This is a genomic window from Streptomyces sp. CNZ287 (genome assembly GCF_007827615.1).
Genome location: NZ_VISV01000010.1, coordinates 118,848 through 139,635 on the forward strand (window position 1 = coordinate 118,848; position 20,788 = coordinate 139,635).

The following is a 20,788-nucleotide window of genomic DNA, read 5'->3' on the forward strand; positions in this document are numbered from 1 at the left end:
GTCAGGGGAACGGGTGCGGTGCGGGGTTCAGCTCGGCGTCGGCGAGGTCGTGGTCGCGGAGGCCGGCCTCGCGCAGCCCGGTGCGCAGCCGGGGCATGCGCAGCGCCCGCTGCCGGGACCAGCCGAAGTCGATGGGCAGCAGCCCCGGTACGAGCACGCTTACCGTCCACAGCCCCCGCTCCCGCTGCTCGGGCAGGGTCTGGTCGACGACGATCACCTCGAACCCGGCCTCCGCGACCGCCGCCACGCACGCGGCGGCGTCGTCGGCGAGGTCGTCGGAGACGGGCAGGGTGCGGGTGCCGTAGCGCTCGTGCAGCGGCACGGGCGGGCGGTCGGCCCCGAGGAGGAAGTCGGCGTGCCGGGCCATCTCCGGCAGCCCGTAGACGAGCGGGTGGTCGTGGAGGGCGGCGACCCGGCCGAAGTCGGCGGCCATCGCCTTCAGCCTGACCTCCTCGCGCTCCGTACGGCCCGCGAGGTTGACGGCGTCGGTGGCGATCTCGTCCAGCGCGGAGGCGAGCGCCGCCTCGGGGTCGAGCCCGGCGCCGGCGCCGAAGCACATCCGTCCGGGACCGCCGTCGTAGCGCTCGGCGACGCCGGTGACGACGGGGATGGGGAAGGTGAGCGCGGCGTCGAAGAACCGGGCGCGGTAGCCGTACATCTCCAGCCGCGCGACCATCTGCCGGGTGGCGGGGCGGGTGGCGGAGGCGGGGTCCAGCTCGGTCAGGGGCTGCTGCCCGTACCAGGCGAGGAGGAAGGCGTCGCGCTCGACGACCTCCATGAGCCCGTAGTAGACGGCCTCGGCCGCGGAGCCGCCGGAGGCGCAGCCGTTGGAGCTCTCCTGCACGAACCGGTCGGCGAGCCCGGGGGTGTGGTAGTACGTCAGCACCTCGGGTACGAGCAGGGGGCGGTCCCCGGTGAGGGAGTGGCCCCAGACCCAGGAGATTTCGCGGTCTGCCGTGAACGGGGCAATGCCCGTCGCGGCGTGGAACTCGGGGGCGTAGAGCCCGCAGCGGCTGGGGTCGAGGGCGGGCCGCCCGGCGGCGGTGAGCTGGTCGAGACTGGCCCGCACGGTGGTCGCGCGGGCGCGCGGGCGCATGCCGGCGTAGCGCTCCAGGCCCTCCAGGACGCCGATGCGCAGGCTGTCGCGGAAGGTGTCGGCGTGGCCGCCCCAGAAGGTCTCGCGGAGGTAGTCGCCGGAGCGGAGCGAGAAGCAGCCGATGGTGGCGGAGGTGGAGGTGGACGACACGTCGAGCACGACGGTGGGCCCGAGGGCGCCGCAGACGGGGTTGGCGAACGCGGCGATGGGCAGGTCGTAGTCCGCGAGCGCGCGGGTACGGAAGGCGCCGGGGCGGTACTTGGGGGACGGCGCGAGGTCGAGGACGGCGGCGTCGGCGGAGTCGCGCTCGCTGGGGCCGCAGCGGGGGCACTCGGGGTCGGGGACGAGGGGGTAGCGGCGGACGGTGAGGTCGCCGAGGTCGAGCTGGTGGACGTGGGGGAAGGGGGCGGGGCGGGGTTCGGCGGTGGGGAGACCGCCGGCTGCGCGGGGGGCGGAGGCATCGCGAGCGGCGGTGTCCTCACGGCGGTCACCGGTCTCACGGCGGGCGGTGGTCTCACGGCGGGCCGCGGAGACGGCCTCGGCCACGACACCGGCGAGCGCCTCGGCGGCGAACGGTCCCCAGTGCGGGGGCACCCCGGCGGCCCCGGTGTCACCCCCGAGTTCGACGGCCTCGCGCAGTTGCCGCGACCGCGCGGCCTGCCACCGCCGCTCCAGACACCGCACGCACCCGCGCCGCCCGGACGTCGCGAGCGGCCCGACGACGGCGTGCCGCCCGTAGATCCGTACGGGCACCGCGTCCGCGGACGCCGCGGCCCTACGGCCCGGCGGCTCACCGCCACCGGCACCACCCCGGCCGGCCACCGGCTCCGCGAAGGCGTTCGTCAGGCCCAGCGGGGCCACGTCCACCCCCGGAGGCGCGGCAAGCAGCGCCGACAAACGGTCGCCCAGGTCCGCGGCCAGTGCCTCGCACCCGGCGGTCCACGCGTCAGTCGTCGGCACCGGCGAGCTCCGTGGTCAGCAGCACCCGGGCGGTGTACAGGCCGGCCGAGCGCAGGTCGGCCGGGGTGGTGTCCCGCCACAGCACGTCGCGGCCCGCCGCGCGGAGGCGGTCCAGGACCGCCGGGAACGTCACCGGGCCGCCGTCCCCGCCGTCCCCGCCGTCCCCGCCGGACGGCTGTATCGCCCCCGGCGCCAGGTCCGGCAGCAACTCGTCGCCCGTGTCCGGCGCCGCGCCCGTCTCCGCCGCCACCTGCACCTGCCCCAGCAGGTCACGCAGCGCCGCGACCGCCGCCCCCGCGGGGGTGAACGACGCCCCCACCGCCCAGCGCGCGCCCACCCCGGGCTCCCGGGCCAGCGCCACCGACACCCCGCTGCGCTCCGGCTCCCCCAGGTCCAGCAGCTCCACCGGCACGCCCAGCGTCTCCGCCGAGCGGGCCAGGAACACCCACTCCGGGTCATCCGACGTTGGCTGCGCGCGGACCGGGGTAGCCCCGTGACCACCCCGAGCCGCGCGCAGCAACGCCTCGTGCGCCAGCGCCGACAGCAGGGCGTGCCCCGCCGCCTCGCCCGCGCACTCCCCCGCACCTGTTCCCCACGAACCGCGCAACACCAGGCCGTCCCGGTTCGCCGCCCCCGAGGGGCTCAACGCCGCCGCGGGCACGGCGACTTCGTCCTTCGTCAGCAGCGAGGTGACCCGCGCCCACGCCGTCACCCCGTCCGCCGTGACCCCCGTGCCGCCGGAGGCCACCAGCGCCCCGGGCTCCAGCCGCCGCAGCCTCGCCGGGAGTTCCGGCAGCGGCCGTACGGGCGCGGCGTACTCGGCGTAGAGCGCCGCCGCCGCGCGCAGCCCGCGGCCGCGGGCGCCCGCCAGATGGTGCACGTCGAAGGCCGAGACCAGCCGCGTGCCGCCGGCCAGCGGCACCTCGATGCGGCTGACCTTCAGCGGGGTCTGCGTCAGCTCCTCGTCACGGTAGCGGGTGAAGACGCCGACGTGCGGCCGGATGAGCGCGTCACCGAGCCGGTTGAGCCCGGCGACCAGTTCCTCCGCGTCGCGGGCCGTCTCCACCGTCACCGGCTCCGCGACCGTCAGCTCCTCGGGCCGCAGTTCCGAGCCGCCGTCCGCGCCGGGCCCCGAAGCCGGTTCCGCGCACCGCGGGCAGCGCGGGTGCGGGCGGAGCGGCTCGGCGACGACGTCGAGGGAGTCGAGGTCCTGGATGAGCACCTGGCCCTCGGTCTCCGCGGGCAGCGCGCCGGTGGCGGTACGGAAGACCTCGTACGCGAGCAGGTTGCCGACCATCGCCGCGACCGGCCCGGTCAGCGCACCGCCCGCCGGCACCGCGGCCGGCTCGGCGACCCCCGCCAGCTCCGCGAGGAGCGCCGCCGCGGCCGCGGGGTCCGTGGTGTCGCCGAGGCGCAGCAGGGCGCAGCCGAGGCAGCCGGCGGTCAGCCCGCCGGAGCGGGGGCCGACGACGACGCGGTCGCCGAACGTCCAGGCGGGGATGAGGAGCTGGCCTTCGGCGAGACCGGCCCGCAGCAGCTCGTGGGTGCGGGCGGGTGCGTCGGCGCCGGTCACGACGAGCACCTGGTACGAGCCGAGCGCGCCGGCGTCGACGGCGTCGAGCGCGGCCGGGGCGCCCGCGGCGGTCAGCTCGTCGGCCTCGGCGAGCGCCGCCTCCGGCCGCTCCTCGGCGGCGACCGCGGCGAGCCCGTTGCGGATCAGCCCCAGCACGCACCAGCGCGCCGCCTCGCCCGTGCCGAGAACCGCCACCCGGGTGCCGCGGAAGCGGGCGAAGCGGGCCGCGGCCTCGTCCACGTAGTGGTCCACGTACGCGATCTGCGCCGCGAACCGCTCCGCGACCGCGGCCGGCGGACCCGGTTCGGCGGCCGGCGCGGCGTCGCGGGCGAAGTCCCGCTCCACCAGCGAGCCGACGAGTTCCGCGACCATCGCCCGCTGGGGCGCGCCGAGTCCGGCGCAGATGTCGGTGAGCGGGCGGCTGCCGTCGAGGTGCGGCACGATCAGGGAGGCGAAGCGGTACGCCGTGCGTCCGGTCAGGTGGAAGCCGCCGTCGGCGTTGTGGAACAGCACGCCTCCGGGGGTCTGGGTGAACAGCACGTCCCGGCGCAGCCTGGGCCGCATCGCGGCGAGGTCGTCGAACGCTCGTGGCATCCCTCTCACACCTTCTGTCTCGGCTGACTGGTCCGGTTCGACTGGGTCGACCGACTGGGCTGGCTGGGCGAGTTGGCGAAGCCGGCCGGGCCGGGCTGCCCGGCCCGGCCTGCCGGGCCGGGCGGAGGGACGTGGCCCGGCCGGCCGCCCTGGCCCGTTTGCGGGCCGGACTGGCCGGACGGACCGGACTGAGCGGGGTGGCTGGACTGACCGGTCCGGCCCGGCGGAGCGGGCCGACCCGCCGTACCGGCCTGGCCGGGCGCTCCGGCACCCCCCGGCGTACCGGCCGGGCCCCGCGCCTCGCCTTCGCCGGCCTGCCCCGCCACCAGCCGCGCGTGCAGCCGCAGCAGCGGATGCGGGTGGTACGGACCCGGCGGGCCGTCCTCCACCAGCCCCGCGTCCGCGAGCCGTTCGAGCACCGCCTCGCACTCCGCCACCGGCAGCCCCAGCACCGCCGCGCCGTCCGCCGCGTGCCAGCCGGGTCCGCCGAGCGCGCCGAGCGCGACGTACGCCGCCGCGAGGTCGGGGTCGAGCCGGGCCAGGGCCGCGTCGAACAACTCCACCACCGACATCCGCGGGTGGCCGCTGAGCGACAGCCGGCCCAGCGGGTCGTCTGCCAGCCAGCGGGCGCAGTCGCCGAGCCGCAGCGCCGGCCGGGTGCCGAGCCGGGCGGCGGCGATGACCAGCGCCAGCGGGTGGTGGCCGCACACCGCGGCCAGTTCCTCCGCGCCGCTCGGCTCGTCGGCCACCCGCTCCGCGCCCAGCACCGCCGTCAGCAACTCCCGCGCCTCCGCCCCGTCCAGCGGGCCGAGCCGGTGGACCCGTACGCCGTGGGTGGCGACCAGCCCGGCGAGCCCCAGCCGGCTGGTGAGCAGCACCCCGTGCCCGGGTACCGCGGTCAGCACGTCGCGGGCCTGCGCCGCGTCGACGACGTCGTCCAGGATCAGCAGCGCCCGCGGTCCCGAGCCGGCGTCCGGCGTGCCCAGCCGCGCGGCGAGTTCGCCGACGACCTCCGCGGCGGCGCGCGGCGAGCCGTCGGGCGCCGCCATGGGGACCAGCGTCCGGCCGCCGGGGAAGTCGTCGCGTACGAGGTGCGCCACCTGCTGGGCGAGGGCGGTCTTGCCGATCCCGGGCCCGCCGCAGACGAGTTCCGCCACCGGCGTACCCGCGCCTTCCGGCGCCGCGGTCAGCCGCCGCCGCAGCGTCGCCACCGCCTCCGCCCGCCCGGTGAACCACGGCACCGGCGGCAGCCCCGGCGGTTCTGCGACCGGCGCGGGCGCGGCCGGCGTCCCGGCCGGGAGCCCCGCCAGCGCGGGCGGTTCGCTCGCCGGGCCCAGGTCCTCGCCGCGCAGGATCGACAGCTCCAGCCGCTGGAGCGCGGCCGAAGGACCGACGCCGAGGCCGTCCGCGAGGTACGCCTTGAAGCTGCGGTACTCCGCAAGCGCCTCCGTCTGCCGCCCGGTCCGGTACAGCGCCTCGATCAACTGCTCCCGGAACCGGCCGTGGTCGGGATGCGCGCGGGTGACGCTCCACAGGTCCACGAGCGCCTGCCCGCACAGCCCCAGCTCCAGCCGCAGGTCGCACAGCCGCTCCACGACCCGCAGCCGCTCCTCCAGCAGCCGCGGCACCTCGTCGCGGTGGATGGCCTCCGACCGCACGTTGGCCAGCACCCCGGTCTGCCACAGCGCCAGCGCCCCCTGCAGCGCCCCCATCGCCGCCTCCGCGGAGAGGCCCGGCTTCTGCGTGCGGCGTACCCGCTCGCGGAACTCGACGAGGTCGAGGGAGCGCCCGCCCGCGGTGATCCGGTAGCCGCCGGGCACCGCCTCGATGGGGGTGTCGACCACCTCGTGCCTGGTGAAGAGCCGCCGCAGCCGCAGCACGCAGGTCTGCAGCGCGGCCCGCGCGGTGGCGGGCTGCTCGTCGCCCCAGACCATGCGCTGGAGGTAGTCGACGGAGACGATGGAGCCCGCGTTGAGCAGCAGGGCGGCGAGCAGGTTGGCCGGCTTGGAGGGGTGCAGGACGACGGTCTCGCCGCCGTCGGTGATGCTCAGCGGCCCGAGCAGTTGGAACCGCACCGCGCTCACCGGCGCCCCCGGGGGCCGGCACAGCCGTGCGACGGGGGTGCGGGCGAGGGCGTGGTCCGGGTCGTCATGCGAGGCCACCTGTGTCCTGTCTGGGGGATCGGACGCCCGCGACGCTACCCACGTGAACCCCCCTCCCGGCAGGGCGGAAGCTGTCATGAACCTGCATCGGCGCGCGCAGCAAGCGGCCAGATCCCCCCGAAGCGGGACCCCGGCCAACCGCCCGCCAACCGGTGTCCAACCGCGGGTCTACCGCGTGCCTGGGGTCTGTCCCGCGCCCGCCGTGTCCCCTGCGGCGGGACCGCGTGCGGGAGGGGTCCCGGGGCTCCCGGGATACAACGGAGCCGATGGGCCACCGGGCTCCGGCCGTACGGCCGTACGGCCGTACGGAGGCTCCGCGAGCGCAGAGGGGCAGGGGGAGAGGGGGAAGCGTGCCGATGGCGGCATACCGGACGACGGGCGGCGCGACCGGCGCGCGCGGCCCCTTGCTCACCCCCGGGCAGCGGGTCCACGACGGGCTGGTGGTGGACCGCAGGCTGGGCGAGGGCGCGTTCGCCGAGGTGTACCGCGTACGCCACCACGTGCTCGGCCGGCAGGCGCTCAAACTCTTCAAGCACGGCGCCTCCCCGGGCGCCCACGTCAGCAGGCTCGACGAGGCGCGCATCCTCTCCACCCTCGGCCACCCGAACATCATCCGGGTGTTCGACGCCGGCACCGTGGACACGGCGGACGGCGTGCGCGGCTACTTCACCATGGAGTACGCCGCCGGGGGCAGCCTGCACCGACTGGTCCGCAGCCACGGCGGCTTCGTCCCCGTCCCCCAGGTCGGCGCCGTGCTGCGGCAGGTGGCCGACGGCCTGTCGGTCGCCCACGGGCGGCGGCAGCCGGTCGTGCACCGGGACCTGTCGCTGGCCAACGTCCTCGTCGCGTACGACGAGTCCGGACTGCGGGTGAAGGTGGGCGACTTCGGGCTGGCGCGGGAGACCGACCCGGTCACGCGGGCGGCGAGCGCGCAGGGCACGGTCGCGTACATGCCGCCCGAAGTCCTCATCCGCGGGCGCGGCTACTCGGCCGCCGGGGACGTGTGGGCGCTGGGCACGATCGTCTACTACCTGCTCACGAACCGCTTCCCGTACGACGCGGACGACCCGGCGCGGGGATTCTCGCCGGCGCGGTTCGAGCAACCGCTGCGCCCGCCGGGCGACTTCAACGACGACGTGGACGCCGCGCTGGAGTGGCTGGTGGCGGAGATGCTGCGGGTCGACCCGGCGGAGCGGCCGGCGATGCGCGAGGTGGCGGAACGCGCCGTACTCCCGGGGCACCCGGCGGCGCCGCCCGCGGAGCGGCCGCCCGCGCCGCCGCCCGCGACGGCGGCCCCGTCCGCGGACGATCCCGTCCGCGCCGCCATCGCGCTCTCCCGCGTTCCCGGCCGCCTGGCGGACGCGGCCGACCAACTCGAAGCCGCCCTCAGCCGCCGGCCCCGCCTGCGGGAGCGGCATCTGACCCGGCTCACGACCTGGCGTAGAGGAGTCGTTCAGTGAAGGAGTCCCCGGCCCGCTTCGCGGACCTGGCGGGCCTGCGGCTGTACCGCAGGAACATCTTCGCGGTCACCGGACTGCCCGTGGCCGCCCAGGGCCCCGCGGTACGGCGGCACAGACAGCGGCTGGACGCCCGGCTCGCGGTCGAGGAGACCTGGGCGGGAGACGCCGCCGCGCCCGCGCCGGGCGGGTACCGTAGGGAGGAGGTCCGGCACGCCTTCGAGGAGTTCCAGGACCCGCGGCGCCGGCTCGTGGACGAGCTGCTGTGGTTCTGGCGGGACGCCGACCTCGGCTGCGGCTGCGCCCCCTCCACGCACCGGCGGCACGACGAGGCCGTACGCCTGCACAGCCGGGCGATCGAGGCGGAGACCGGCGGCGCCGGCCCGCGGGGCGACGGGCCCGACGGGCTCTGGACCGCCGCCGCGACGGCCTGGGCGTCGGTGCTGGACAACCCCGACCTGCGCGGCCACGTCGCCCACCGCATCACGGCCCTGGCCGACCCGCGGCTCGACGGCTACTCCCCCGACGACTTCCTGGCCGGCGTCCCCGGGCTGCTGCTCTCCCCGTTCGGCGAACTCGCCGACGACCGGTCCGCGCGGCCGCGGCTGGCGAAGGTCAGCGCCGGCTGGTCGGCGTACCCGGTCTTCGCGACGCCGCTCCCGGACGTCTTCGAGAACACCGTCGAGCAGTCGGTCGACCGGCTCAAGGACGCGCTGCGGACCGCGGGCGAGCGGCACCAGGCGGGTGAGCACGCGGACGCGCTCGCGGCCCTGGAGCAGCGGGTGCTGCCGGCGTACGACGAGTTCGAGTCGCTGAAGGGGTTCGTCTCGGAGTCGCGGTCCGAGGAGATGGCGCACACGGTCACCGTGGCGCTGAACAACGTCGCGCTCGGCGTCTGCGAGGCGGGCCTGCAGAAGCCGTTCCGGAGCGAGCTGATCGAGGTGATGGAGCACGCGAGCCGGATCGCCCCGCGGCGGGACAAGGCGCAGATCGACCAGAACCTGGCGGCTGTACGGCAGGGCCGCGCGGGCGCGGGGGCCGCCCAGCAGTTGAAGCCGAGCGAGTGCGCGGGGTGCGTCGTCCTGCTGCTGGCGATCATCGGCGGAATCGTCGGAGGGATCACCGCGGGAGCCCCCTGGGCGGTCGGCATCATCGTCGGCGGCTTCGTGCTCGCCGGGATGTTCGCCTCATGAACCCGTTACGCACCGAAGGAAGGGCTCCGATGACACAGCACGCCCGCCACCGGGCGAGGGGGCGACTCGGCGCCGCGCTCGGACAGTGGCGCCAGCCGCCCGAGTTCCGCGTTCCGCCGCCGCAGCTCGACCCGGCCCAGACGGCGTGGGTCGCGGAGGTGCTGGCGGAGGTGGAGGCGGCGGAGGCGCTGGCGGCTGCGGCGTCGTCCGCGGACGCCGGAACGGACACGGACGCCGGGACGGACGCGGCGGGGACCGGTGCGGCCGGCGCCGCCGGCCCGGCGGCCACCGGCGCAGGGGCCGGCGCCGGCGCGCTGGTCGGCGCGGCCACCGGCATCTGGCGCGCGCTGCGCAAGCTCGACCAGGACGCCGGCACGCTCTCCCCCGCCGATCTGCGGCAGGTCAGGCTCCAGGTCCGCGCCAGCCGCCAGGCGCTCGCCGAGGACGGGCTGGAGATCCAGGAACACGACGGCGAGCCCTTCGACACCGGTCTCTCCCTGGAGGCGCTGGTCTTCCAGGAGGACCCGGAGCTGACCCGCGAGGTCGTGCTGGAGACCGTACGGCCGTCCGTCTACTTCCGCGGCCGGCGCATCCAGATGGGCCAGGTCATCGTCGGCAGGCCCCCGCAGGACCCCGGTGACGAGACGACCAAGGAGACCCCGGAGTGAGCGAGACCATCGACTACGGCATCGACCTCGGCACCACGAACAGCGCGATCGCGGTGGCGGAGGACGGCGGCGTACGCATCGTCAAGAACAACGAGCAGTGGGACTACTCCCCCTCCGCCGTCTACATCCCCAAGAAGGACATCGTCCACGTGGGCCGGCGGGCCAAGGAGCGTACGGAATCCGACCCGGCCAACGCCCACTCCGAGTTCAAGCTGGAGATGGGGGTGGCGGGGGCGGCGCGCCGGTTCGAGCGCGCGGGGCTGTCCCTCACGCCCGAGGAGCTCTCCGCCGAGGTGCTGAAGTCGCTGCGGCAGGACGCCGCCGCCGAGACGGGATACGCGCCGGAGGTCGCGGTGATCACCGTGCCCGCGGCCTTCGCCCTCAACCAGAACACGGCCACCTCCGAGGCCGCCGCCCTGGCCGGGCTCAGCGAGCACTGCCCGCTGGTGCAGGAGCCGACCGCCGCCGCCATCGCGTACGGCGTGCAGGACACCTCGGACTCCGCCCACTGGATGGTCTTCGACCTCGGCGGCGGCACCTTCGACGCGGCCGTGATGAGCAAGCGCGACGGCGAACTCCAGCTCATCCAGCACGCCGGCGACCCGTACCTCGGCGGGAAGCTCATCGACTGGGCGGTCGTCGACGACCTGCTGGCCCCCGCCGTCCGGCGCGACCTGGGGCTGCCGGACTTCAACCGGAGCAACCGCCGCTGGCTGGGCAACTTCGCCAAGCTCAAGGCGGAGGCGGAGAACGCGAAGATCGCGCTCTCCCGGATGGACAAGATCGACATCGCCTGCGACCTGGACGACGGCAGCGGCGACACCGAGAACTTCGAGTTCACCCTCACCCGGGGCGCGCTCGACGACCTCGCGCTCCCCTTCTACACCCGTGCGATCAAGCTCTGCCGGGAGGCGCTGGCCGAGAGCGCGCTGCGCCCCGACCACATCGACCGGCTGCTCCTGGCCGGCGGCTCGACGCTCAGCCCGGGGCTGCGGGCACTGCTCACCGACCGGTACACCGGGCTCGGCATCGAGGTGGACCACAGCCAGGACCCGACGACGGTGGTGGCCCGCGGCGCGGCGGCGTTCGCCCGTACCGTACGGCGGCCGCGGAAGGTGCGGGCGGCGGCGCCGGGCGCGTTCGCGGTGGAGCTGAACTACCCCGCGCAGACCGTCGACACCACGGACATCCCCGTGTCGGGGAAGGTGACCAGCGGCAGCACGGTGGACTTCACCCGGTACGCCGTCGTGCTCGCCAACCCGGACGGACAGCCGCCGTTCCGCGGCCCCCGTACCGCGCTCTCCCAGGACGGCACCTTCTACACCGAGGTCGCACTCACGGCCGGCGCCACGTCCCGCTTCACCGTCGAGCTGACCGACACCTCCGGTACGCGGCAGAAGCTCGCCGGCGGCACCCTGGCGATCACGCACGCGAAGGTGGTTCCCGGCGAGGCGGTGCTGACGGGCACCCTCGGCATCGGCCGGGCCGACGGCTCGTTCGACCCGCTGCTCCGCAAGGGCACGACGCTGCCCGCCATGGTGACGAAGATCTACCGCACCACGATCCCGCTGCACCGCTCGGAGCCGGACGCGGTGATCCGTATCCCGCTGCTGGAGGGCGAACGGGCGCGCGCCGAACGCAACACGCGGGTGGGGCAGTTGGAGATCCGGCCGCGGGACGTCCGGATCGACCTGCCGGCGGAGAGCGAGGTCGAGGTGACGTTCGAGATCGAGGCGAGCAGCAGGGAGGCCCTGGTCACCGCCCATATCCCGCTGGTCCAGCAGCAGTTCGAGGCGACCATCAACCGCACCGAACTCCGCGCGCCCGAGCAGCACGAGCTGGCCGGCCGGCTGCGGGACCTGGAGCAGCGGCTGCGCGGCCTGAAGGACGACGCGGCGTCCGAGCACGCGGAGCAGGCCGGGGCCCGGCTGCGGAAGCTGGAGGAGCACCGCCCGCTCACGCAGCTCGGCAGGGAGGTCGAGGCCGCGGACGTGGACACGGGCGCGGCGGTGACGAGCGAACGCCGGATGCGCGATCTGGAGGCCGAACTCGACGACATCGAGGAGGCCATCGAGATCCCCGGCCTCGAACGCCGGCTGTGGGACGTGCTCGGCGCGTGCGAGGGCATCATCACGCAGGTCGGCGGGACCCCGGCCGACCGCAGGGAGCTGGAGAACCTGCGCGGGCGCGCGAGCGCACCGGACGGGGACGCGACGCCGGCGGAGCTGCGGAAGCTGGTGAAGCGGGCGGAGGAGTTCCAGGTGGAGCTGCTGCGGCGGACGGACGAGTGGGACTTCGTGGTGTTCAACGCGCTGGTGGAGATGCGCGACTCGATGCACCCGAGCCATCAGGCGGACGCGGCGATCCGCGACGGCAGGAGGGCGATGGCGGTGGGCGACCGGGGGGCGATCGCGGCGGTGAACCAGCGGCTGCGGCGGCTGCTGCCGCCGGAGGCGGCGGGGAACGAGCTGGGGAGGAAGGAGGGCGGGGTCAGGTGAGCACGGACACGCGCACGACGACGGCGGGCGAGGGCGGTACGCCGCCTGGCGATACGTCCGCGGGCGGCAGCCCCGCACCGGCGGCCGGCACCTCACCCCCGGCGTCGAGCACGCTGCGGGCGGCCCTGCTGGTGGCGCGGGTCCGTACGGCGACGCGGGCGGGCGACCTGGACGAGGCGCTGCGCCTCCTGCGCGCGGCGGAGGCCAGGGACGCCCGTACGGTGGGCGAACGCCCGGAGGTGCTGGACCTGTTCGCCCGCGTCCACGCCCAGCGCGGCGAACTGGACGCCGCCGCCACCTACTGGCGCCGCCTCCAGGCCCGCGACCCCGCCGACCCCGCCGCCCGGGCCGGCCTCACCCGCATCACCCGCCTCACCGCCGACGGCCCCCGGGCCTCCCTGGCCCGCCACCGCACCCGCACGGCGGTGGTCGCGGCGGTCTGCGCGCTGGCGGCGGTGGCGACGGGCGCGGTGGCGCTGACGGGGGACGAGGAGCCGGGACACCCGGGCGGTACGGAGCGGGCGGGGGCGACGGAGCAGCAGATCGAGGAGCGCGTACGGAACGAACTGGAGGCGGCGCGGGAGGCGGACCGCACGGGCGAGGAGACCCGCCGGGAGGAAGCGGCCGAGGCCCTGGCGGCAACGCTCCGCTCCCCCGGCATCCGCCCGCAGGTACGGGGCGGCTCGGTGGAGGTGGTCTTCACGGAGGGTGTCTTCTCCGAAGGCGCGGAGCTGACCCCGGAAGGCGCCGCCCGTCTCGCAACCCTGGGCGAGCACCTGGCCCGGCTCGACGCCCGCATCGCCGTCCACGGCCACGCCGCCACGGTCCCCGACGCCCCCCGCAGCGGCGGCTCGGTGCTGGCACTGTGGCGCGCCCTGATCGCGGCCCGCGAACTGAGCGCGGCAAGCGGCGAACCACTGACGGCGTTCACGACGTCGAGCGCGGACCAGCGAGACGCCCCGTACACCGAGGACGCCAGGAACCGCACGGTCACGGTGGTGATCACCCCGAAGTAGGCCCTGAACCCGACCTCCGCCGCACACTGCTCGCCGCACCGCGGGCACTTCATGTCCGCGTCCAGGTGGTTGGACATCCCCATCGCGTGGCCTGGCTGGGACAACCAACTCGCGCTGCTGAGGCGTTACCTCTGCCCGTGACGTCTTGCGACGTGACGAGAGCCGAACAACCGCGCAGTTCCTCTCGCGGGCCGCGACCGCGCAGATGCGCGCCGGGGACGCCGAAGCGGGAGCGCCATCGCCCACGAAGTCCTCACCCTCGCCCCAGGTATCCACTCCGCCCGCCTCGACGAGCACCTGCGAACAGTAGTGATCCGGTGACGACGGCCCCGGCTGCGGCGACAGCGGCTGCGGCGCAGGCGAGGGTGGCGGCGGTGTGGCCGACGGTGTCGGACAGGGCGGCGAAAGCGAAGGGAGCGACGGCGGCGCCGGTGTAGATGCCGACTTGGACGGTGTGTCCGGCGTTTTCTGTCCTGTTGGGTACCAGGTGGAGCGCGGTGGCGAGGAGCAGGCCGGTCCAGCCCCAGCCGGCGGAGAATGCCAGCATCGCGCCGAGGACGAACGTTGCCGGTGTGCCGGTGGAGATGAGGGCGAGGCCGAGTCCTCCGGCGAGCATCATTGATGCGATCACCGCCGGATTGCGGCGTGGGGCACGGTCGGTGAGGATGCCCGCCGTGATCCGTACTGCGATGGCCAGCAGTGCGCTGAGGGCCAGCAGGTTGCCGGCAGTGCGGGCGGGTAGTCCGGAGTCGGTCCCGAGTCGGACGAAGTAGGTGGCGACCGCGTTGTTGCCGGTTGCCGACAGCGCGGCAGCCAAGGACCACATCATCAGCGTTGCCCTGGCCTGGCGCCGCGGAGCGGGTGCCGGTGGGGGCGGCAGGGGCGTTGCCGGGGTTCGCATCCGCGCGGTAAGCGCCGCCGGCATCAGTGCTAGGAGGCCGGCGGTCACCAGGGCGCTGCGCCATCCGTAGTCCGGCAGGACCAGGGCGACGAGCAGTCCCGGTATGAGTGTGGCTGCTGCTAGCGCGGCGCCCACGATGCCCGCGGCCAGCGACCGTCGGTGGGTCGGTGTCCGAGCGGCGATCAGCCGGCCTGCCGCCGGCTGGACGAGGGCGTTGCCCAGCCCGCCCACGACCAGGGCCGCGGTCAGGAGGGTCGGTCCGTGTGCCTGCGCGGCGGCCAGCAGTACGGCGGCGGCGATCAGGGCCGCGGCCGAAAGGACGGCGTGCACCGGCAGCCGTGCGGCGATCCGCTTGGCGATGGGCGAGCCCACCGCGGTGGCGGCGTAGAAGGAGCTCAGTGCCAGTCCCAGCGTGGTGCGGGAGATATCGAGGCTGGTCTCGATTGCGGGGGCCAGTGCTCCGATGGCGAAGCCGGGCATGACGGTCACGGTTGCGGTCAGCGCTGCGGCGGTGAGGGCCGGCCAGTGCCGCGAGCGCTGGGGCGGAGGGGCGGGTTCGCAGGCAGGTGTGGTGATCACGTCGGGATTCCGGGCCAGGTGTCGGCTGGATGCCAGTGGGGGCGGCCGTCCTCGTCCTGCCTGACCTGTCCGAAGACCACGTCCGCGAAGTGGACGCCGAAGCCGACGGTGCCGGGCTCGGCGAGTTCAGTGATCAGGCGGCGGCGAAATCCTGCGGCCTGGGCGGGGTCGTGGTCGGAGGCTGCGGACCATGCGGGATGAGCGATCTGGACCGGCGAGTGCAGTGCGTCCCCGAAGGCGATCAGCCGCTGCCCGTCGGTGGTCAGGACGTACGCGGTGTGGCCGGGTGTGTGGCCGGGGAGGAATTGGACCCGCAGACCGGGGAAGATCTCCTGGCCATCGGTTACGGTGCGCACGTGGGGCGCCAGAGCCTTGAGCATGTCGGCGGTGGTGCCGTGGGCGTGCAGGAGGTGGCGCTGGGCCCACTCGGGCTGGGCCACCAGGTAGTCGGCCTGGGAGAAGACGCGGCCGCCGCCGGGCGCGGGATGCCGGGTCCAGCCCAGGTGGTCGATGTGCAGGTGTGTGAACGCCACCGCCTCGATGTCCTGCGGCGTGCGACCTGCGGCGGTAAGGCTGTCCAGGAGGGCACCGCCGTGGATGGCGCCGTGGGGGTTGCCGGGCTCAGCGGGCAGCGCCTGTGGCCCGAAACCGGCGTCGATCAGCAAGGCCCGGTCGCCATGCTCCACCAGCAGTGCGCCGATGCCGGCGGCGAGGTTTCCGGTGTCGTCCAGGTATTCGGGGTGGTCGGCCCAGGTGTCGTCGTGGGTGTCGGGCAGCCAGCCGCGCGGTGAGAGCTGCACTGCGCCGTCCGGCAGGTAGGTCACCTTGGTTTCGCCGAGGTGCAGGGAGCGGAGCCGGGAGGGCCGGCGCAGCCGTTCGCCGTGCGGGGGGACGGCGCAGGCATCGCCTGCACCGTTGTCCGACTGGAGTGTGGTCATGGCGCGTTACTCCTTGGGGTGCGGCCCGGCCGGGCCGACTGCGATCAAGGCTGCCGTGGGTCGGGGAGACCCGGGAGTGACCATGTGGACATGGGTCGAAAGAATGTGGTCATGCATCGTGTGGTCGTACTCGCCCTTGAGGGCGTCTATCCCTTCGAAATGACCATCCCGGTCCGGATCTTCGGTACCGCGGCCAACTCGCGGGGCGAGCCGCTCTACGAGGTCCTCACCTGCAGCCTGGACGGGCGCCCGGTGGTCACCAGCGCCGACTTCTCCCTCACGGTCCAGCACGGTGGCGAGGTGCTGCCCAGTGCGGACACCGTGGTGATCCCGCCGTTCGTCTGCGGCCCCGATGAGGAGCGGGAGTGGCTGCCCGAGGGCCTGGCCGAGGCGCTGGACCGCATCCGGCCCGAGGCCCGCGTCATGTCGATCTGCACTGCCTCCTACGCGCTGGCCGCGGCCGGTCTGCTGGACGGCCGCCCGGCGACCACGCACTGGAACGAGGCACCGCGCTTCAAGCGGGCCTTCCCTGAGGTCAGGGTCGACGCCGATGTGCTGTTCGTTGACGACGGCCGGGTGCTCACCGCCGCCGGAGTCGCCGCGGGAGTGGACCTGTGCCTGCACCTCGTACGCCGCGACCACGGAAGTGAGATCGCCAACCGGGTCGCGCGGATGTGCGTGGTACCGCCGTGGCGCGAGGGAGGACAGGCCCAGTACATCGAGCGCCCGATGCCGGAGCCGTCGCAGAGTTCGACCTCCCACACCCGGGCCTGGGCGCTGGAGCGGCTGCACGAGCCCTTGTCGCTGTCCGGTATGGCCGCGCACGCGGGCATGAGCGTACGCACCCTCACCCGGCACTTCCACAGCGAAGTCGGCATGACACCCGGGCAGTGGCTCGCCCAGCAGCGCTTGGACCACGCCTGTCGGCTGCTGGAGACCACCGACTGGACGGTGGACGTCATCGCCGACCGGGCGGGTCTGGGTACGGGCGCCTCGTTGCGCCAGCGGCTCACCGCCGCCATCGGGGTGTCGCCCACGGCCTACCGGCAGACCTTCCGCGCCAGGGACACGGAAGGTCTGCCGACGCGGTGAGTGGGCGGCGGACGCCGGTGACGCCATGGCCAGCCGACGCCGGGTCCGGCGCGACAGGGGAGAGGATCAGCCCCACCCGGGACGGCGGGCGGCAGGGGCAGGGACACGCCGTTCACCGTCCGGCGCGCCGCTCGATGGCCTCGCCGGAACTCTCTCCGGCGACAAGGGCGCGCAGGAAATCACGGACCGCCTGGAGGTCGTGGGCGCTGGCCGCGTCGGCGATACGGGCGTGGAGGGCGGCCTCCACCTGGGCGACACCCCGGGCGGTCTGATGCCCGGCCGGGGTGAGGGTGAGCTCCACGTGCCGACGGTCGTGGGGGGCTTCCTCGCGGCGGACAAGGCCCGCGGTGACCAGGCGGTCCACCAGCCTGCTGGGGTTGCTGCCGCTTTCGCACACCAGCAGGGAACCCAGTCCCGACAGGGTCAGCGGCTGCCGCTCCGCGAGGAGCCTGACGACCTCGGCCTGCGCGGGGGTGACACCCAACGGCTTCAGCCCACGGGCCAGTTGCCGGTTTCCCTCGCGCTGGGCCGCTAGTACGAGAAAACGTAGCTCCTCCACCGGCTCCATGGACGGCTCTCCTCGGGGGTCGACGCTGCCGGACCGCAGTACACGACATGAAACTAACGCTCCGCAAAGCCGGTGACGTCACGCGGCAGCTATGTGTCGTGTAACTTAATGACACAACACATGATGCCGTTGGAGGCCCGCATGAGCGAAATCACGTACCAGAAGATCGTCGTGGAACGGTTCGGCGCCGGCCACGTGCTGCGGCCCGTGACGGCCTCCCTGCCGCAACCCCCACCCGGACACGCCCGCCTGCGGGTACTCGCCGCCGGTGTGGGGTTCACCGACCTGATGGCCAGGTCCGGGGACTACCTGCTGCAGCGCACGGTGCCCTTCACCCCCGGCTACGAACTCACCGCAGAAGTCGTCGACTTCACTCCCGGCGGCCTCCAGCCTTCCTGGCTGCGAGCGGGCGTGCGCGTCGCGGCTGCCCTGACGAAGATGGCGGCCTACACCGAGTACCTCACGCTGCCGCTGTGGCAGCTCGTCCCGCTACCCGGAGGGCTCGATCCCCACGTCGCCGCCGCCATCCCGCTGGACCACCTGACCGCCCTGAGCCTGCTGGAGACCCATGGCCGCCTCCAAAGCGGTGACAGCGTGCTGATCCACGGCGCTGGCGGAGGCGTCGGCCAGGCCGTCAGCCGCCTGGGCGCCCTGCGCGGTCTGCGCATGTACGGCACCGCCTCCGCGCCGGGCAGCGCCGAGTTGCTCGCCCGCCACGGCGTGACCCTCATCGACTACCGGCGCGAGGACTTCGAAACGGTTCTGCGTCAGCGCGAACCGGACGGCATCCAAGCGGTCTTCGACCACATCGGCGGCGCCAACCTGCGCAAGGGCTACCGGGTGCTGGCCCCGGGCGGGGTGCTGGTGAGCTACGCCTTCAGCGGCCGCCCGGGACGCATGGCAGGCGACACGGTGCGCGGCGCCGTCCAGATACAACTGATGAACCTCCGGCCCCGCCGCCGCACCGCCCTGAGCATGGTGCCGCGTGAGATCAGGGCAGACCACGACTGGTACCACAGCGCCCTGACCCGGATCCTCGGCCTGGCACAACGCGGCGAGATCACACCGCGAATCGCGGGTACCTATCCTCTTCTCCGGGCAGCCGACGCCCATACGGCTCTCGAACGCCGGGAGATCACCGGCAAGGTGGTGCTCACCACCCAGTGAGCACCAACCACGCAGTGAGCACTAAAGAGGAAGAGGGGACCGAAAGTCGTCGGGATAGCGGTCCCCGAGGACCAGCAGGGCCACCGGCTACGAAGAGGCAGACCACCGGCCTTCGATCGCGTTGCCTCCAAGCAGCGCAACACCGTCGAGCGGTGCATCAACCGCGAAGCAGTGGCGGGGCATCGCCACTCGCTACGAGAAGACCGCCACCGTATACCTGGCCGGGCAGCACATCGCGCATCTTCCTCTGGTCCGCCCGGTGACCGGACGAGGACTACGAGCCGGCGATCTCCTGCCGGAGCCGGCGGGTGAAGCGACGCAGGAGGTCCAGCGTCTCCCGGAACTCGGCCCGGCGGTCGTCCCTGCCGTCGGTGGGCCGGGTGCGCCACACCCGACGCGCGAGAGCATCGGCGAGATCGACAGTGTCGCCGGCGCAGAGCAGGTAGAGAGCTGAGCGTGCTTCCTGCATCCGGTTCGCCAATTCGTTGGCTCCAGGGCCGTCGTCACTCAGCTGTGATTCCTTCAGGTAGTCCAGGAGCTGAACTACGGCCGTGTTGAAGCCGATCCCGGCCTTGAGCTTCTGTTCGCGCAGCCACATGCGGTCCTGCCGGCGAGCGGTAAACCACGAACCGAACAGCACCCCTATGAGGCCGATAGCGGCCCCAATGGCCACGGACAGGATGTTCTCCACGATCAGCCCCCCCCCACATCAGCGACGTCAGGCTACAGGGGCCCTCGGAGGCACCGCACTCGACAGGCGCGCTCGCATGCCAAGGGTTCGAGGGTCCGGACGAAACGGCTTAGCCCAGGTACGGCGTGGACCGGTGGTCCAGGAAATGGCGCAGCCGGAGTCGCTGGGTGTGGTGCATCGGCAGTGCGCCCAACTCGCCGGGGTCCACGAACCGCAGCTCCGTCGATTCCTCCGAGATGGCCAGTGTCCCGCCGACGACGCGGGCCGTGAAGCAGACGTTGAACTGCCGCCGCACCTCGCCGTCGCTGTACGCGACGATGTGCCGCGGGTCGGTGTACGTGCCGACGAGCCCCGTCACCTCGACGTCGAGCCCCGTCTCCTCCTTCACCTCCCGCACCGCGCACCCGGGCAGCGAGTCGCCCAGGTCCATCCCGCCGCCGGGCAGCGCCCACAGGCCGTTGTCCCGGCGGCGCTGGAGCAGGATCCGGCCGGCGTCGTCGGTCACCACGGCGGAGGCGGCGGCGACGAGGCTGTTGGGCTCGGGGGCGGCGGGGTCGTCGTAGTACTCGGTACGGGTCATGAGGAGATGATGCGCGGGGGGCGGCGCATCGGGGGCGGCTCAGTCGACCTTGCCCGCGAAGACGGCGGTCTCGGGCTCCCGGTCCGGGGGGACCTCGATCTGGGCGTAGCTCTCGCTCGCCGGGATTTCGCAGCCGGCCGTCTCCCGATGCGGCGTACCAGGTTCACGGGCAGGATTCATCGGCCGCCTGCGGCGACAGCCTACGTCGGGATCGGGCAGGTGCGGATCGCCGTGGCCGGGTCGTTCATGCGGGGAGGGCGTCTCCGGGGAAGCCGTGGCACGGGTGGACCTCGCAGCGCATCATCCCGGCTCGTACGCAGGGGTCTCCTGCCATGATCTCCGCGGCTTTCCCGGCCGGCACGGTCATGATCGCGACACCGGCCACGGTGTCGGAGGCAACCGGGCAGAGGACCGCGATCACACCCTCAGCGCGCAGCGACACCATGCGTCGCTGGTGTTCGAGTTCGATCGCATCCGCGCCGTCCATGGTCCGCTCCGGCCCCCAGTGAAGGAGCGCCACGCTGTACGGCTTCGCGGTCGCGGCCAGATCCCGGATCTGTTCGTCAGTCACGGTCGTGCTCATGAGGTCTCCCTACTTCCCGATGCGCTCGGCCAACGAGACGATGATTCCTTCGGGCCCGCGGACGTAGGCCATCCGCCATTCGCCCTCGTATTCGCCGATGCCTCCCACCAGGCCGTAGCCGCCGGCCGCGGCATGGTCGACCGCGGCTTGGAGGTCGTGCACCTCGAAGGCGACGTTGCGCAGGCCCAGCTCGTTGGCCGGTGCGGCAGGCGAACCCGGGAGGTGGTCCGGCCGGGTGAAGCTCGACAGCTCCAGCGTCGTACCTCCGCCGGGCGGTCGCAGCATGACGATCTCGGTGCGGGCGCCGGTCATGCCGATCACCGTGTCCAGGAACTCGCCTTCGACGGCCATCTTCCGGTCGGCCTCCAGACCGAGGCCGACGAAGAACGCCGTCACGGCGTCGAGATCGGCGACCGTGATGCCGACGTGGTCGAACCGCCTGATGAATGTCACCGGGCCCCCTTTCGAGGTT

The 20,788-nt window shown here is 74.0% G+C and carries 18 protein-coding genes and 1 pseudogene; 8 read left to right on the forward strand and 11 right to left on the reverse strand.

Going from position 1 to position 20,788, the window contains the following annotated elements:
• Nucleotide 1: 1 nt before the first annotated feature.
• The 3 genes from FB457_RS19380 to FB457_RS19390 are packed head-to-tail and all read right to left on the reverse strand — an operon-like array spanning nucleotide 2 to nucleotide 6,298.
• Nucleotides 2-2,056 (reverse strand): TOMM precursor leader peptide-binding protein, encoded by a 2,055-nt coding sequence (locus FB457_RS19380; RefSeq protein ID WP_145782565.1) that lies wholly within the window; start codon nucleotides 2,054-2,056, stop codon nucleotides 2-4.
• A complete protein-coding gene (locus FB457_RS19385; RefSeq protein ID WP_145782567.1) occupies nucleotides 2,043-4,223 on the reverse strand; it encodes a TOMM precursor leader peptide-binding protein in 2,181 nt (726 codons plus the stop codon). Before FB457_RS19385 ends, FB457_RS19380 begins: the two co-directional genes overlap by 14 nt.
• Before the next feature lie 5 nt (nucleotides 4,224-4,228).
• Nucleotides 4,229-6,298, reverse strand: coding sequence for a BTAD domain-containing putative transcriptional regulator (locus tag FB457_RS19390; protein ID WP_145782657.1), 2,070 nt, complete (start codon nucleotides 6,296-6,298; stop codon nucleotides 4,229-4,231).
• 443 nt (nucleotides 6,299-6,741) lie between these two features.
• Here FB457_RS19390 and FB457_RS19395 point away from each other — a divergent pair, with 443 nt between their 5' ends.
• The 5 genes from FB457_RS19395 to FB457_RS19415 are packed head-to-tail and all read left to right on the forward strand — an operon-like array spanning nucleotide 6,742 to nucleotide 13,217.
• Nucleotides 6,742-7,845, forward strand: a complete 1,104-nt coding sequence (locus FB457_RS19395) for a serine/threonine-protein kinase (RefSeq protein WP_047017303.1) — start codon at nucleotides 6,742-6,744, stop codon at nucleotides 7,843-7,845.
• Complete coding sequence (locus tag FB457_RS19400; protein ID WP_145782571.1) at nucleotides 7,842-9,035, forward strand: hypothetical protein; 1,194 nt, start codon at nucleotides 7,842-7,844, stop codon at nucleotides 9,033-9,035. Before FB457_RS19395 ends, FB457_RS19400 begins: the two co-directional genes overlap by 4 nt.
• Before the next feature lie 29 nt (nucleotides 9,036-9,064).
• A complete protein-coding gene (locus FB457_RS19405; RefSeq protein ID WP_145782573.1) occupies nucleotides 9,065-9,703 on the forward strand; it encodes a hypothetical protein in 639 nt (212 codons plus the stop codon).
• The gene (locus FB457_RS19410; RefSeq protein ID WP_145782574.1) at nucleotides 9,700-12,201 is read left to right on the forward strand and encodes an Hsp70 family protein; all 2,502 of its coding nucleotides are present in this window, start codon (nucleotides 9,700-9,702) and stop codon (nucleotides 12,199-12,201) included. The genes FB457_RS19405 and FB457_RS19410 overlap by 4 nt, the downstream gene beginning before the upstream one ends.
• Nucleotides 12,198-13,217, forward strand: coding sequence for a hypothetical protein (locus FB457_RS19415; RefSeq protein ID WP_047017299.1), 1,020 nt, complete (start codon nucleotides 12,198-12,200; stop codon nucleotides 13,215-13,217). The genes FB457_RS19410 and FB457_RS19415 overlap by 4 nt, the downstream gene beginning before the upstream one ends.
• A 253-nt stretch (nucleotides 13,218-13,470) precedes the next feature.
• Here FB457_RS19415 and FB457_RS19420 read toward each other — a convergent pair whose 3' ends face one another.
• Both FB457_RS19420 and FB457_RS19425 read right to left on the reverse strand, forming a co-directional pair.
• Nucleotides 13,471-14,697 (reverse strand): MFS transporter, encoded by a 1,227-nt coding sequence (locus FB457_RS19420; RefSeq protein ID WP_145782576.1) that lies wholly within the window; start codon nucleotides 14,695-14,697, stop codon nucleotides 13,471-13,473.
• Nucleotides 14,694-15,635 (reverse strand): MBL fold metallo-hydrolase, encoded by a 942-nt coding sequence (locus FB457_RS19425; protein WP_186462005.1) that lies wholly within the window; start codon nucleotides 15,633-15,635, stop codon nucleotides 14,694-14,696. Before FB457_RS19425 ends, FB457_RS19420 begins: the two co-directional genes overlap by 4 nt.
• A 111-nt stretch (nucleotides 15,636-15,746) precedes the next feature.
• Between FB457_RS19425 and FB457_RS19430 the strand changes: the two genes are divergently transcribed.
• The gene (locus FB457_RS19430) at nucleotides 15,747-16,727 is read left to right on the forward strand and encodes a helix-turn-helix domain-containing protein (protein ID WP_145782578.1); all 981 of its coding nucleotides are present in this window, start codon (nucleotides 15,747-15,749) and stop codon (nucleotides 16,725-16,727) included.
• A 112-nt stretch (nucleotides 16,728-16,839) separates the two neighbouring features.
• Here the strand turns inward: FB457_RS19430 and FB457_RS19435 are convergent, their stop codons facing one another.
• Nucleotides 16,840-17,295: a MarR family winged helix-turn-helix transcriptional regulator gene (locus FB457_RS19435; protein WP_052770418.1), complete on the reverse strand. Its 456-nt coding sequence runs from the start codon at nucleotides 17,293-17,295 to the stop codon at nucleotides 16,840-16,842.
• Between the two features lie 141 nt (nucleotides 17,296-17,436).
• Between FB457_RS19435 and FB457_RS19440 the strand changes: the two genes are divergently transcribed.
• Entirely contained in the window at nucleotides 17,437-18,462 is a 1,026-nt protein-coding gene (locus FB457_RS19440) for a zinc-binding dehydrogenase (RefSeq protein WP_145782580.1), read from the forward strand.
• Between the two features lie 27 nt (nucleotides 18,463-18,489).
• Nucleotides 18,490-18,700, forward strand: a pseudogene (locus FB457_RS36275) (IS5/IS1182 family transposase); the annotation flags it as partial.
• Nucleotides 18,701-18,736: 36 nt separating this feature from the next.
• On the opposite strand, the gene FB457_RS19445 reads toward FB457_RS36275, so the two are convergent.
• The 5 genes from FB457_RS19445 to FB457_RS19460 all read right to left on the reverse strand — a co-directional run bounded on the left by FB457_RS19445 (nucleotide 18,737) and on the right by FB457_RS19460 (nucleotide 20,769).
• Nucleotides 18,737-19,153: a hypothetical protein gene (locus tag FB457_RS19445; protein ID WP_047017297.1), complete on the reverse strand. Its 417-nt coding sequence runs from the start codon at nucleotides 19,151-19,153 to the stop codon at nucleotides 18,737-18,739.
• A gap of 109 nt (nucleotides 19,154-19,262) precedes the next feature.
• A complete protein-coding gene (locus FB457_RS19450) occupies nucleotides 19,263-19,733 on the reverse strand; it encodes an NUDIX domain-containing protein (protein ID WP_145782582.1) in 471 nt (156 codons plus the stop codon).
• A 39-nt stretch (nucleotides 19,734-19,772) separates the two neighbouring features.
• Nucleotides 19,773-19,913, reverse strand: a complete 141-nt coding sequence (locus FB457_RS35295) for a hypothetical protein (protein ID WP_186462006.1) — start codon at nucleotides 19,911-19,913, stop codon at nucleotides 19,773-19,775.
• Between the two features lie 64 nt (nucleotides 19,914-19,977).
• Nucleotides 19,978-20,316 carry a hypothetical protein gene (locus FB457_RS19455; protein WP_145782584.1) on the reverse strand — a complete coding sequence of 113 codons (339 nt, stop codon included), beginning with the start codon at nucleotides 20,314-20,316 and terminating at the stop codon, nucleotides 19,978-19,980.
• 9 nt (nucleotides 20,317-20,325) lie between these two features.
• Nucleotides 20,326-20,769: a VOC family protein gene (locus FB457_RS19460; RefSeq protein ID WP_078898389.1), complete on the reverse strand. Its 444-nt coding sequence runs from the start codon at nucleotides 20,767-20,769 to the stop codon at nucleotides 20,326-20,328.
• Nucleotides 20,770-20,788: the final 19 nt, after the last annotated feature.